The following is a 13,216-nucleotide window of genomic DNA, read 5'->3' on the forward strand; positions in this document are numbered from 1 at the left end:
ATAAATCAGTAAGAAGGCCTTATATAATTCTTCTTGCAATAACAAAAAAAATATGATATAAGAGTCAATTATTTAATTTGGCACCCCCTACTACATGGATATAGGAAATTGTCATGAGTCAAAATGCTATTGACGACCTAACAAATTTTAAGCCGTACGAAGTTGGTACAGATGAAGAATATATGTCTGATGCGCAACTTACCCATTTTGAGAACATTCTTAAGGCATGGAAGCAACAGTTAGCAGGTGATGCTGAAAGCACTAAGACCTACATTCAAGATGAGTCAGCTGCCCTATCAGACACTAATGATAGAGCCACTCAAGAAGAAGAGTTTGCTTTAGCGCTACGTACTCGTGATCGTGAGCGTAAGTTAATTCGCAAAATCGATAAGTCATTGGCAGAGATCAGCAATGGCGATTATGGTTTTTGTGAAACTTGTGGCGTTGAGATTGGCTTACGTCGTTTAGAAGCCCGTCCTACGGCGACTCAGTGTATCGACTGCAAAACACTAGCAGAAATCAAAGAGCGTCAAAACTGGGGTCACTCTTAAGTCACTATCAGTTATGCGTAACTGTTAGCGACTGCGCCTGTCTATGACAATATCTAACGATAAACGGCTCACTGCCTGTCCTATTTATAGGCCAGCTGTGGGCCGTTTTGCTCCCTCTCCCACTGGGGCATTACATCTTGGCTCGCTGACCACAGCCATTGCCAGTTATTGTCACATCAAATCTCTCAATGGAGCCTGGTCACTGCGTATTGAAGATACCGACCTTCAACGCTGCAGTACCCAATTTAGCGACCAAATTTTAATCGACTTAGAGAATTTAGGTCTGTACTGGGATGGGGATATTTGGTATCAGTCTGAGCGTATAGCTATCTACAATGAGCTATTGTATGAACAGCTATTGCCTTACGTCTATGGCTGCCGCTGCTCGCGCAAAGCTTTGGCTGACTATGAAATCTACCCTAGATTTTGTCTGCCTGACCCTAAGACCGTAGCTTATGAATCCCATAAACTGAGCCCGCAACAAAGGCAGGAAGACCTAACAGATAAAAAGGTAAGAATTCAGTTGCCCAATCAAAGCATGGGATTTATAGATGGAATTCAGGGCATACAATGGTCTAATCCGCAACAAAGCTTAGGAGATGTAGTGTTACGCCGGGCAGACGGTACCATTAATTACTTCTTGGCAGCCAGTATCGATGATGGTCTGCAAGGCATTACCCATGTCATGCGTGGGCTAGACATTTTGCCCTTAACCAGCGCACAAATCTCCATTATGCGTTATCTAGACTTGCCTGCCGTTGAGCACTGGTATCACTTGCCTTTGGTAGAAAACCACTGTGGTCAAAAGTTATCGAAACAAAACCTAGCCACTCCTATTGATACCGCTACCCTATCGAAGTGTCAAAACCTAATTCAAAAGGCACTGACCTTGCTCAAACAGCCGGCAGTAGACTTAGATAAGCCAGAGGTTATGTTACAGCAAGCCGTGGAACAGTGGCAGTTGGACTCCTTACAGCATCAAAGTGTGCTGGGTAAAGTATAGGCTTAGATAAGCCTGATTCAGTAAGTAAAACAGAAACAAAAAGGCCGTATAGCATGCTATACGGCCTTTTTGTTTCTAACTTCTCGGTTTAATTATACGAATTAACCACACTATCTATCCATTGCTAGATTTATCCCCTGGACTTAGTGGATAGCGTTAGTAATGGCGACACTGGGCGGCTGGTATTTTTGAGGTTTTCTTATGAATATTTAATAAGATACCCACCATCATTAAGCTAATCAACATAGAGGATCCTCCATAACTAAAGAAAGGTAAGGTCAGCCCCTTAGTAGGCATTAATCCCATGTTCATACCAGCATTAATAACGCCTTGGCCAATGAAAATTACCGCGAAACCAAAGGCGGTATAGCTCAAGCGCATTTGACGGTTTTTTAGCGCTATATAACTAATACGCATGGCGCTAGCAATCACCAAGGCTTCTAAAACCAATACCGTCATCACGCCTACGAAACCCAGCTCTTCAGCGGTAATGGCCAATAAGAAGTCAGTATGGGCTTCAGGTAAGTGAGCCAGCTTTTGCACGCTTTCGCCATAACCCACGCCCGTCACTTCACCGCGACCAAAAGCAATTAAGCTGCGCGCCAACTGATAGTCAGAACCTTGAATGTCATCAAAAGGATCTAAGAAGGAGCTAGCCCGAGTCATACGATATTCTTGGAACATTACCGCATAAGCCGCTCCCACTAAACCAAATAATAACAAGAGCCCAGACTGACTCCAAGGCGCACCGGCCACAAAGAATATGGCTAAAATGACCCCAATAATGATAACTAATGACCCAAAGTCAGGCTGTGACAAAAACAGGCCAACCAATATCGTTACCACTGCACCCATTCGGAAGATACCCCCGTAACCATGGCGCACCTCTGTCCCTCGACGCACCACAAAGTCAGCAGTAAACATCACCATTACAAGCTTAGCCAGTTCCGCCACTTGGAAGTTAAAGGGGCCAAGCTCAATCCAACGCTTCGAGCCGTTAATAGCATCTCCAAACATCAAAGTGGCTAACAATAATGCAATCACTATCAGCAGTGCTGAAACCAAAGTGAACATGTCATAGAGCCACAAAAGGCGTACTTTGTAGACCATAAGCCCGGCTACCAAACCCAAGCCCATGTACATTAATTGATGCTTAAAAAAGTAAAGCTGTTCAATATCATGCATATTGGCAAAAGGAATGGAGGCTGAGGCCACCATGATAAGGCTTAACACCATCAAGCAGCTGACGCTGGTGATTAACACACTTCCTGCTGACGGCATTGAAAAAACGCCGGTACTTTTTTGCTTACGTTTGGACAGAGCATTTGACGTGTAGCCAGATGCATTAGCAGTATCTTTTGCCATAGGGTATCAACTGTACTTAAAACTATTTTTTAATAATTTTGGTTAATAAAATAAATAACAAATCAAACTAGTACTTTAATGCCGTAACTAGCTGACAAAAATGGTCACCGCGCTCATTGTAGCTACTATACTGATCCAGACTCGCACAGGCAGGAGACAGTAAAACCGCTGCTACTTGTGACAAACTGCTGCTCAATAACTGCTGAGACTTGTCCATGGCTTGATCTAAGGTCTGGTAATGATGTAGCTGCACTTCATCAGATAAGTTCGCTTGCTGTAAATGTTCAGCAATCAGCTGACCATCTTCGCCAATCAACAACACCTGAGTCACATATTTATTGATTAAAGGCGCCAGCTCAGCGAAGTTTTGACCTTTGCCTTGGCCACCTAATATCAGCATTAATTTGGTTTTACCATTAGATTGGCTACTATAAACAGACCCAAGGCCTAAGATAGCCGCCAGTGTTGACCCAACATTGGTTCCTTTGGAATCGTTAAAGTAATCTACACCTGCCACATTATCCACAAATTGACAGCGGTGTGGCAGTCCTGAAAACTCTTGTAACGTTTGCAGCATACTCTGCAGATCAATCCCTGCCAGCTCCCCTAAAGCGAGAGCCGCCAAAGCATTCACTAAGTTGTGTTTGCCTTTTATTTTTAGCTTATCGGCTGCAATTAACTTTTCGGTGCCTTTGGCCAAATAAATACCGCCATCTCCTTCGGTAATCAGCCCATATTCTCCCAAGTCCGGGGCATTTGAGCCAATGCTAAGTCGGGGCGTATTATCAGCAATTAATGGTCTGGATAACGCATCATCACGGTTCACTACAATAGACTGGGCGCCTTGGAAGATACGGTGTTTGGCTTGATGGTAGCCGAGCATATCCCCATGACGGTCCAAATGATCGGGTGACATATTGAGCACTGTGGCTACTTTGGCCCCAAGATCAGTGACGGTTTCTAACTGAAAACTAGATAGCTCTAGAACAGCTAGCTCCATTTGGTCACCCAAGTTCTCATCTTCTAATAGAGTTAACGCGGGTACCCCGATATTACCACCAACGCCGACTTTGATACCGGCCTCTTTGGCCATCAGCCCTAATAAGGTAGTTACGGTACTTTTGGCGTTAGAGCCGGTTATGGCAACAATAGGCGCACTGCAAGCTTCTTTGAATAGTTGGATATCGCTGACAATAGCAATCCCGGCTTGTTTGGCCTTTGCCACAGCAGGAGTGGTTAGCGCCACCCCTGGGCTAATAATAATACGCTCAGCTTGTAATAACAGCTCGCCATCAATCTCACCAAAGGCTCGGATTTCAATAGCTGGATTTAATTGATCGGCCAATTTAGGGGCGGCATTGCCATCAGTAACCGCAACACTATAACCGCGCTTTGCTAGATAGTTGGCAGTCGCCAAGCCCGACTGTCCCATGCCAATGACCACCTGTAGCCCACTGCCCTTTTGGATAAGCGCTGAGGGCAGGCTGTCAGATTTGGCAGCGCCTTGGTAATGGGAACTGGGCTGATACTGGCCCACACTTGAGGTCAGTTCAGGATCAAGGTTTGATGAGGTCTGAGAGTTATTAGGTGATGTGCTTTGTGACTTATAAGCTGTGTGATCTACCGAAGATCTATTGGCATCGGTTAGGGTTGGGTCAGTACTCATGGTCTGTCCTTGTTTCTATATTGTGCTATGATGCACCCATTTTTGTAGATATGTAGCCCCTATTTATTTTTGCTTATTTTTGACACTAATGACTCGACCTGCATTAACTGCAGTGGGCAGTTATCGCCGCAGTATAAATTAATGTTAAAATTTAAATAGGAAGCTAGATCGTTGCTAGGGGTAGAGGGTGTTTATTCTACCATGAGCCCAGCCTCTATGAACTGAATTTCCTTGCCTTTCTATGGCTATTTTTGTGTGTTTTTAACCTCTTAAACACACCCCATTTAGAAGCGCCGTCTCATGCTGATATTTATCAATAAATATCTCTCCACTATAGCACCACTTTTGTAATGTAAATAATTGATGATTGTATTTTTGCAAAATTACATACACTTTATGGGCGGTATGGCCGATAGTCTACCCTAAATTTCAGTCACCTTGTTTGACTGAGCGCTATCCCCATTTATACCTGTTTTTTCATGCCATATCCCTATAAAATACAACTTAACAAATAATCGACCCAAACACTATGCCAAAACCTATGTCTCTAACCTTCCCTTCCTTAAATACGCTAAAAGATGAGTGGTTTTCCAATGTGCGAGGTGACGTGCTCTCAGGATTAGTGGTCGCCTTAGCCCTTATTCCTGAAGCCATTGCATTTTCTATCATCGCCGGCGTTGATCCAAAAGTGGGGCTATATGCCTCATTTTGTATTGCCGTAGTCATCAGCTTCGTCGGTGGTCGCCCTGGTATGATTTCTGCTGCCACAGGAGCCATGGCTCTGGTCATGGTGACTTTAGTCGCCGACCATGGTCTGCAATACCTGCTCGCTGCTACCTTACTGTGCGGGGTACTCCAGTTCTTTATGGGCGTATTTAAGCTGGGTAACTTGATGCGCTTTGTGTCACGCTCAGTGGTCATCGGCTTCGTGAATGCCCTGGCCATTTTAATTTTTATGGCCCAGCTGCCCGAGCTAAACCCAGCCATGGATCGTGTGGGCATGCCAGTTTATATCATGACCGCAGCGGGCTTGGCCATTATCTACGGCTTTCCGCTGATTCCTAAGATTGGTAAAATCATCCCCTCTCCACTTATCTGTATTGTCGGCTTAACCGCAGTGGCCTTATATATGGGCTTGGACATTCGTAATGTGGGCGATATGGGTGAGTTGCCAGATACCCTACCCATGTTCTTACTGCCTGACGTTCCTCTAAACCTAGAGACCTTATTGATCATCGCGCCTTACTCTATGGCCTTGGCGGTAGTAGGTCTGTTAGAGTCAATGATGACTGCTACCATTGTTGATGATTTGACCGATACCCCAAGTGACAAAAACCGCGAGTGTCGTGGTCAAGGTATTGCCAACGTAGCTTCAGGTTTCTTTGGCGGTATGGCCGGTTGTGCGATGATTGGTCAGTCAGTCATTAACGTTAAATCTGGCGGACGTACTCGTCTGTCTACCTTTATCGCGGGTGCCGTTTTACTGATCATGGTGGTGTTCTTAAGTGACTGGGTAAGCCAAATCCCAATGGCTGCTCTGGTAGCGGTAATGATTATGGTCTCTATCGGTACCTTTAACTGGGAATCTCTGCGTGAGTTTAAGACCCATCCCATGTCATTTAACGTGGTGATGCTGGCCACGGTTATTACCACCGTATTTACCCATAACTTAGCCTATGGTGTGTTGGCAGGTGTGCTGTTATCCTCCTTATTCTTCGCCAATAAGATTGGTCAGTTCCTCAGCATCTTAAGCGAGCTGGATGATGAAAATAATACCCGTTACTACTACGTTCAAGGCCAGGTTTTCTTTAGCTCAACAACTCAGTTCCTAAACAGCTTTGATACCAAAGAAGCCTTAAATCAAGTGGTTATTGATGTGAGCCAAGCTCACTTCTGGGATGTCACTGCCGTAGATACGCTAGATAAGTTAGTAATCCGTTTTCAACGCGAAGGAATTGATGTTAAAGTAGTGGGTCTAAACAGCGCGAGTCGCACCATTATTGATAAGTTTTCAATTCATGACCGTCGTGATATCGGCTTACTAGACTAGAGCACTCTAAAGGTAATCTGTGGTCTAGCTTATAGCCAAGCACAATTAATCCTACTCTGGCATTGCTTGAGTGGGATTTTTAGTTTACGTTGAAGGGATATCTCCCTGTTTGAGTGATTTTTATGAGTAATTTAAGAGCGGATAGCGTCATTGCTTGCTTGGATTGTCCTAACCATGTACAGGCTGTCCTTGAGGCCAGCATGTGGGCGGCCAAAAACCTACAGGCTCCCATAGGTCTATTGCACGCAGCCCCTACCGTACAGCATAAGGAAGCGTTGGATTATTCAGGATACTTAGTCGCCGATGATGGCACTCACCTCCTCAATCAATTAACTTTGGAAGAAAAAGACAGCAATGGCAAACTGCGTGACCAAGGTCGCTTATTGCTAAAGCAGGCACAAAGTTATTGTGAGCAGCATCAAGGCCGCTACAAGCATCAAATTTACCACTTGCATCGCCATGCCTCTATCGCTGAAAGCTTGGACTATGTCGATGAAAGCGCGCAGTTAGTCGTCCTTGGACATCAAGTGACTTGTAAAGATACCTTATCGCAGCTGATACGTGCCAGCCGCTGCCCCGCCTTAGTCACTCATGAGAGCTTTAAAATTCCAAAAACTGCACTGTTTGGCTTTGATAACCGCCCCACCTGTCACGCCCTATTAGAATGGCTGTGTAGTACTTCTTTGATTAGAAATCTAAACCTACATGTGGTGATGGTCGGAGAAGAAAATGAGCGTAACAAAGAAGCCTTACGCGAAGCTTATGCCCGCTTAACCCAGTCAGGCATTAGCTGCAAAAAAGCGTTGATACAAGGCCATGATGTGACCTCAGCCCTCATGTATTACCAGCAAAAAAATGAGCTAGACCTTCTAATTACTGGGGCTTTTGGTGAATCACGCTTGCATGAGTTCTTACATGGCAGTAATACCCGTAAACTGCTCAAAGCCAGTCAAACCCCTTACCTGCTGTATCCAAAAATGTAATTAATACAAACCTAAAATCTAAAAAAGGTGAGCCCAGTTAGCTGAGCTCACCTTTTTTCTTTTTGATTGACCGGCTATTTATTAATTGATCGGTTGTTTGTTAATTGACCGGTTACTTATCCATTAGCTGGCTACTTGGTTTTTCTAAACAAGTCCAACTCAATGTCATAGCTAGGCTCTGGCTTTTTGAATAAGTACTCACCATTTCGGATAGATGCCAACACATCAGCCCGCTGACGTACCGCTTCAAAAGGAGTGTGAGCATCAAGCACTAAAAAGTTGGCCGGCTTTTTAAGGATAGGTTACTTTTAATAAGCCCCTTATTTAGCCCCCAAAGTCCTGTTAGCAAACAGCGATAACAAGATGGCAGGAATAAAGCACAGTATCGACAAGTAAACGATACCCATGGCACCAAATTGTGGCAGGTATACTAGGATTAATCCGGCAACCCAAGTGGCAATCATGATTGAGAAATTAAACACACTCGATTGCACCGAGGTAGCCACTGCTTTGGCCTCTGTTACCTGCTTACTAACCGCAGTTTGCCACATGGTCACTAAGGGACCAAACGCCAAACCCCATAACAAGAATGCCATGTGAGACCAACCATTAGCCCCGCCAAAGACCACAAACAGCATCATCGCTACCGCACCAGCTACCAACATGGCCACAATTAACCCTTGTAAGTGCGCGTCAATAATTCGGGCAGATAAAATGACCGAAATTACTGAGCCAATACCAAATATCAATAACGCTAGGCTAATACCACCTTGGAACCTTAAGGTTTCAACCAACAAGGTAATATAAGTATAAGTACTATAGTGGGCGACCACAGATAAGAAGGTTAATACCAGTACCCTCCACACTTGTGGGATTTTTAGCATGACCATTGGGGAGTTGCTTTGGGTCAACTTCTCACCGGGTACTGCTGGCAAGAATTTGGCGGCCAATAAAGCAATGACTGCGCCCAACGCCCCTAGCAGGATAAACTCTGTTCTCCAGCCCAGATGAGTACCAATGTAAGTCATAAACGGCAGACCTAGACTTACGCCAAAGGTATTCCCCGCCATGATAATAGTAATGGCCCTGCCTTGTAGATCTTCTGTCACCAAAGCGGCACCATACGCGGCAATCATTGGCCACATGATACCGGCACAGAAACCACCAAGAATACGCATGGCCACAATAAGGTAATACGAAGAAGTCAGGCCGACCACAATATTGGATAGCGCAAAACCGGCCAGTAGTACCAGTAATAAAGTTTTTCGGTTGATAGCCAAGGTCATGCTAATAAGAGGAATGGCAAAGATGGCCGAAGCTAAAGCATAAATACCGACTAAAAAACCAACTTGTGTCTCTTCAATACCAAGACCTTGGATCATTTGAGGCAAGATACCAGATGGCACCAACTCTGACAGAATACCGATAAAAGTCACACTGGCCATAAGGCCAAAGATAAACCATGAGATGTGGTCTTTTTTGACCACACCTTTCGCAGAATGAATAGGCAACACCCTATCTCCAATTAGATGAATCGTTTAGATGTGAGGGGATTTATTATTATATTTAGGCATTACTTCCCCTACCTTTATAATACAATTAAATAACCACAGTGGCTGTAATGATTTGCTAGTTATTGCAACCCTGAGTAACCCCAGTAACCTCGGTAACGCCACAGAACACCCTTCACAAATTACTAACCAATGGCTAACCCTCTATAGTTAAACTTAGTTATAATAATTCGGTTATTGCTTGATATGGTGCACACTGATTTGGTGCACTATTAGTTTAATACGCACTACTTTGATGCATTATTAGCCCTAAAAACGTCATCCCCCTTCGTTTTTGGTTGGCACAATTCTTGAAACAATGACATCAAAGACAATAGCTAAATAGCCGTATTAACAAGCCGTTTGTTGTAAACAATCAAATCCAAACATTATCAAAGTCATTAATAAGGATCTTCTATGAAATTGATTACCGCAATATTAAAACCTTTTAAGTTAGACGATGTGCGTGAAGCCTTATCTGAAATTGGCGTGAAAGGCGTTACAGTTACTGAAGTAAAAGGTTTTGGTCGTCAAAAGGGCCATACTGAATTGTATCGCGGTGCAGAATATGTGGTCGACTTCCTACCTAAAGTTAAAGTAGAAGTGGCCGTAACGGATGAGATGGTAGAGCCTGCCATTGAAGCCATTACTCGCATTGCAAGCACAGGCAAAATTGGTGATGGTAAAATCTTTATCTCCCCTCTAGAGCAAGTTATTCGTATCCGTACCGGTGAAACAGGTCCTGACGCCATCTAAGCTGTTATCGATCACAGCGCTCATTTTGGCCTTTAAGATCAAGAACTTAAATCGCCACGACAAATGACATCCTGACAATCTCGATCGCATTCCAAGGGGGAATCTTCATGCAAAACCAGATTTTTGAACTACAATACGCTCTCGACACTTTCTATTTCTTAATGTGCGGCGCCTTAGTCATGTGGATGGCGGCTGGCTTTGCCATGTTAGAAGCAGGCTTGGTTCGTGCCAAAAACACCACTGAAATTTTAACCAAAAACGTTGGCCTATTTGCCATCGCTTGTACCATGTATTTGATGTGTGGCTACCACTTCATGTATGACGGCGGCTTCTTCTTAAGCGGTATCTCTGGGGGCGAAACCCTTGTGAAAGATGCTTTGGCCGCTTCAGCCACCAATGGTTTCGATGGCGATGCGGTTTATTCACAAGCCTCTGACTTTTTCTTCCAAGTGGTATTCGTCGCCACCTGTATGTCTATTGTTTCTGGGGCGGTAGCGGAACGCATGAAGCTGTGGGTATTCTTCGCCTTTGCGGTAGTGATGACCGGCTTTATTTATCCTATGGAAGGTAGCTGGACTTGGGGCGGTAATCCCGTACCCTTCATTGGTGAGCTTAACTTTAGCGACTTTGCAGGCTCTGGCATTGTACATATGGCTGGTGCGTCAGCGGCGTTGGCCGGCGTGTTATTACTCGGGGCTCGTAAAGGTAAATATGGTAAAAATGGTGAAATTCGCGCCATCCCTGGTGCCAACCTGCCTCTAGCCACTCTGGGTACCTTTATCCTATGGATGGGTTGGTTTGGCTTCAACGGCGGTTCGGTGCTGAAGCTGGGCGATATTAACAGTGCCAACTCAGTGGCTATGGTGTTCTTAAATACCAATGCTTCAGCAGCAGGCGGTGCTATCGGTGCTCTACTGCTTGCCCGTATTATCTTTGGCAAAGCGGATTTAACCATGCTATTAAACGGGGCCTTGGCTGGTCTTGTGGCCATTACTGCAGAGCCATTAACCCCTACTCCGGTGCAAGCCACTTTATTTGGTTTAACCGCTGGTGTCTTGGTAGTGTGCTCAATCTTAGCTTTAGATAAAATGAAAATTGACGATCCTGTCGGTGCTATCTCTGTGCATGGTGTGGTCGGTCTATTTGGGGTATTAATCGTACCGGTCACCAATGCAGATGCCACTTTCTTAGGTCAGCTTGGCGGTGCAGCCGTTATCTTTGTTTGGGTATTTAGTGCAAGCTTAATCGTTTGGGGTATCTTAAAAGCTGTGGTGGGATTACGTATCTCTGAAGAAGAAGAGTATGAAGGCGCAGATTTATCAGAATGTGGCCAAGAAGCTTACCCTGAGTTTGTAAACTAGTCACTATTATTAATTAATCAGTAGTTAATATAGTAAAAAAACAAAAAAGGAGCCTTAGCGCTCCTTTTTTTGGTATTTAGCTTAGAGCCTACGCCTGTATCCAGCGCACAATACGCTCCTCAAGCTCCTCTTCACTGACCTGCCTCTCACTAATACAGCGCCCTGCCACACCCACCCCTGCCTCACGCATTCCTTGTTGGGTCAGCTCAATATCTTGGGTCAATAATAGGTGCCAGTCAGGTAAGCCTTCGCCCAAATATATCCTTTTATAGGCACAGTTGCTCGGCAGCCACATCATGTCTGGTAATTTATCCGCGGTTAAAGACACACATTCAGGCACAAACTGCTGACGATTCTCATAGTTTGAGCAATAGCCCGTGCTACAATCGAGCAGCTTACACGCCACATCCGTGTATTCCACTTCATAAGGCGAGTCAGGATCATCCAAAAATTTCTCCAGACAACAGCCGCCACAGCCATCACACAAAGCCTCCCATTCCGCTGTCGTCAGCTGCTCTAGGGGATATTTTTCCCAGAAATTTGCTCTTAACTGCTCATCACCCACAATAATTCCTCGATTTGTCATTTAACCTGTAACTTAGCTATTTTCTTGTTAACTAATTCCTTTGCCTCAAGCTATCTCTGAGGCCGCTACCTAAGCAATAGACAGCAGACTAATAGATTAGGCTCTGGGAATCAACACAAACCGACAGCAAGCTGTAAAGCCTGTTCACATTTCTTAAATCGAAACTGGCGGGTATCTTTGTTATGTTATTAGAAGTGAAATCCAAAGCCCTCATTATAAAGGGCTATGAATAACTATAAACGGCCATAAACGATCATGAGCCGGCTTTTATAAAGCTTATTCTATAAAAAAAACGAATCCATAAATCAATAAGGACATAACCGATGACTATTAAAACATACGAAATCAAAACCACTGCTGACTATGGCATGGAGCTAATCAGCTATATTGCGCTTCCAGAGAATGCCAGTGATGAAAACTCAGTGCCAGGCATCTTAGTTGCCCCAGAATGGTGGGGCGTGGTTGAGCACCCCCGTAAAGTCACTGAACGCTTAGCTGAAGCTGGATTTGCTGCTATTGCCATGGATGTCTATGGTGAAGGCAAGCTGACCACAGATGCGGCCCAAGCCAATGAGTGGATGACGCAAATGCTAAATGACCAAGATAAATTAATGGGTCGTTGCCGTGCGATATTAGATGACTTTGCCGACCAGCTTCCCGTTGATGGCAATCGTTTGGGGATAGCTGGCTATTGCTTTGGCGGTAAAATTGGTTTAGATATGGCCCGTGAAGGCATGCCTCTTAAAGCTGTCGCCACCTTCCACGGTAATCTATCTCCGAAGCAGCCGGCTGAAAAGGGCAAATTCAATGCTAAAGTTTTGGTAGCTCATGGTCGTGATGACAGTATGGTTTCAATGGAGGATGTTGAGAGCTTCAAACAAGAAATGGACAATGCCGGCGTCGATTACACTGTGGATGTCTATGACAATGCTAAGCACGGCTTTACCAATCCAAATGCTGACAAACGTGCTGCGGATAATGGCGTGGACTTAGGTTATAACGAAGCTGCAGCCACTGAAAGCTGGGACAAAATGATTGCCTTTATGCGTGACACGCTGTAATAGCTAAGTACTATCGATCAGCAGTAACCAATAACATTCTATCCTTGACTTCCTCCCCTCGCTAAACCGAGGGGATTCCTACAGCTAGACGGTCAAGCCCGACCGCGAGGATGTTCTTAGCGGCATTGATATCTCTATCATGCCATGTGCCACACTCAGCACAAGCCCATCCTCTTATTCGCAAACCTGCTCTACCCTCAAGCTACTGTCACTTATTTTAAGGCAGTACGAGCAGGTCTGGGTAGTGTAACTCTCATTTACGATCTCAAGCTGACAACCTGCAT

General features: G+C 44.7%; 12 protein-coding genes and 1 pseudogene. 7 read left to right on the forward strand and 6 right to left on the reverse strand.

Annotation, left to right across the window (positions count from 1 at the left end):
* The first annotated feature begins 113 nt into the window (after positions 1-113).
* Both dksA and gluQRS read left to right on the forward strand, forming a co-directional pair.
* A complete protein-coding gene (gene dksA / locus A1019T_RS03440; protein WP_077450435.1) occupies positions 114-551 on the forward strand; it encodes an RNA polymerase-binding protein DksA in 438 nt (145 codons plus the stop codon).
* Positions 552-594: 43 nt separating this feature from the next.
* A complete protein-coding gene (gluQRS, locus tag A1019T_RS03445) occupies positions 595-1,554 on the forward strand; it encodes a tRNA glutamyl-Q(34) synthetase GluQRS (RefSeq protein ID WP_077450436.1) in 960 nt (319 codons plus the stop codon).
* Positions 1,555-1,710: 156 nt separating this feature from the next.
* On the opposite strand, the gene ftsW is transcribed toward gluQRS, so the two are convergent.
* Both ftsW and murD read right to left on the reverse strand, forming a co-directional pair.
* On the reverse strand, positions 1,711-2,919 hold the full coding sequence (gene ftsW, locus A1019T_RS03450; RefSeq protein ID WP_208608019.1) for a putative lipid II flippase FtsW: 1,209 nt from the start codon (positions 2,917-2,919) through the stop codon (positions 1,711-1,713).
* Between the two features lie 67 nt (positions 2,920-2,986).
* Positions 2,987-4,351 (reverse strand): UDP-N-acetylmuramoyl-L-alanine--D-glutamate ligase, encoded by a 1,365-nt coding sequence (gene murD, locus A1019T_RS03455; protein WP_244156522.1) that lies wholly within the window; start codon positions 4,349-4,351, stop codon positions 2,987-2,989.
* A gap of 775 nt (positions 4,352-5,126) precedes the next feature.
* Here murD and A1019T_RS03460 point away from each other — a divergent pair.
* Complete coding sequence (locus tag A1019T_RS03460) at positions 5,127-6,635, forward strand: SulP family inorganic anion transporter (protein WP_077450438.1); 1,509 nt, start codon at positions 5,127-5,129, stop codon at positions 6,633-6,635.
* Between the two features lie 122 nt (positions 6,636-6,757).
* A complete protein-coding gene (locus A1019T_RS03465) occupies positions 6,758-7,618 on the forward strand; it encodes a universal stress protein (protein ID WP_077450439.1) in 861 nt (286 codons plus the stop codon).
* A gap of 131 nt (positions 7,619-7,749) precedes the next feature.
* Here the strand turns inward: A1019T_RS03465 and A1019T_RS03470 are convergent, their stop codons facing one another.
* Both A1019T_RS03470 and A1019T_RS03475 read right to left on the reverse strand, forming a co-directional pair.
* Positions 7,750-7,890 (reverse strand): hypothetical protein, encoded by a 141-nt coding sequence (locus tag A1019T_RS03470; RefSeq protein WP_208608020.1) that lies wholly within the window; start codon positions 7,888-7,890, stop codon positions 7,750-7,752.
* 48 nt (positions 7,891-7,938) lie between these two features.
* Positions 7,939-9,132: an MFS transporter gene (locus tag A1019T_RS03475; RefSeq protein WP_244156521.1), complete on the reverse strand. Its 1,194-nt coding sequence runs from the start codon at positions 9,130-9,132 to the stop codon at positions 7,939-7,941.
* A 453-nt stretch (positions 9,133-9,585) separates the two neighbouring features.
* Between A1019T_RS03475 and A1019T_RS03480 the strand changes: the two genes are divergently transcribed.
* Together A1019T_RS03480 and A1019T_RS03485 are read left to right on the forward strand one after the other, a co-directional pair.
* Positions 9,586-9,924 carry a P-II family nitrogen regulator gene (locus A1019T_RS03480; protein WP_077450440.1) on the forward strand — a complete coding sequence of 113 codons (339 nt, stop codon included), beginning with the start codon at positions 9,586-9,588 and terminating at the stop codon, positions 9,922-9,924.
* A 107-nt stretch (positions 9,925-10,031) separates the two neighbouring features.
* A complete protein-coding gene (locus tag A1019T_RS03485; protein WP_077450441.1) occupies positions 10,032-11,285 on the forward strand; it encodes an ammonium transporter in 1,254 nt (417 codons plus the stop codon).
* An 88-nt stretch (positions 11,286-11,373) separates the two neighbouring features.
* Here A1019T_RS03485 and A1019T_RS03490 read toward each other — a convergent pair whose 3' ends face one another.
* Positions 11,374-11,871: a YcgN family cysteine cluster protein gene (locus tag A1019T_RS03490; protein WP_208608021.1), complete on the reverse strand. Its 498-nt coding sequence runs from the start codon at positions 11,869-11,871 to the stop codon at positions 11,374-11,376.
* Positions 11,872-12,194: 323 nt separating this feature from the next.
* On the opposite strand from A1019T_RS03490, the gene A1019T_RS03495 reads away from it, so the two are divergent.
* On the forward strand, positions 12,195-12,932 hold the full coding sequence (locus tag A1019T_RS03495; protein WP_077450442.1) for a dienelactone hydrolase family protein: 738 nt from the start codon (positions 12,195-12,197) through the stop codon (positions 12,930-12,932).
* Between the two features lie 61 nt (positions 12,933-12,993).
* Here A1019T_RS03495 and A1019T_RS03505 read toward each other — a convergent pair.
* Positions 12,994-13,216 (reverse strand): annotated as a pseudogene (locus tag A1019T_RS03505) (zinc ribbon domain-containing protein); the annotation flags it as partial.

This window comes from Psychrobacter piechaudii, assembly GCF_900162825.1.
In the GTDB taxonomy this organism is placed as follows: Bacteria; Pseudomonadota; Gammaproteobacteria; order Pseudomonadales; family Moraxellaceae; genus Psychrobacter; species Psychrobacter piechaudii.

Excerpts from the sequence above, each read along its gene's own strand:
- gluQRS (WP_077450436.1), top strand. The coding sequence starts at position 595 with ATGACAATATCTAACGATAAACGGCTCACTGCCTGTCCTATTTATAGG.
- dksA (WP_077450435.1), top strand. The coding sequence starts at position 114 with ATGAGTCAAAATGCTATTGACGACCTAACAAATTTTAAGCCGTACGAA.
- A1019T_RS03480 (WP_077450440.1), top strand. The coding sequence starts at position 9,586 with ATGAAATTGATTACCGCAATATTAAAACCTTTTAAGTTAGACGATGTG.
- A1019T_RS03485 (WP_077450441.1), top strand. The coding sequence starts at position 10,032 with ATGCAAAACCAGATTTTTGAACTACAATACGCTCTCGACACTTTCTAT.
- A1019T_RS03495 (WP_077450442.1), top strand. The coding sequence starts at position 12,195 with ATGACTATTAAAACATACGAAATCAAAACCACTGCTGACTATGGCATG.
- A1019T_RS03460 (WP_077450438.1), top strand. The coding sequence starts at position 5,127 with ATGTCTCTAACCTTCCCTTCCTTAAATACGCTAAAAGATGAGTGGTTT.
- murD (WP_244156522.1), bottom strand. The coding sequence starts at position 4,351 with ATGGGACAGTCGGGCTTGGCGACTGCCAACTATCTAGCAAAGCGCGGT.
- ftsW (WP_208608019.1), bottom strand. The coding sequence starts at position 2,919 with ATGGCAAAAGATACTGCTAATGCATCTGGCTACACGTCAAATGCTCTG.
- A1019T_RS03490 (WP_208608021.1), bottom strand. The coding sequence starts at position 11,871 with ATGACAAATCGAGGAATTATTGTGGGTGATGAGCAGTTAAGAGCAAAT.
- A1019T_RS03465 (WP_077450439.1), top strand. The coding sequence starts at position 6,758 with ATGAGTAATTTAAGAGCGGATAGCGTCATTGCTTGCTTGGATTGTCCT.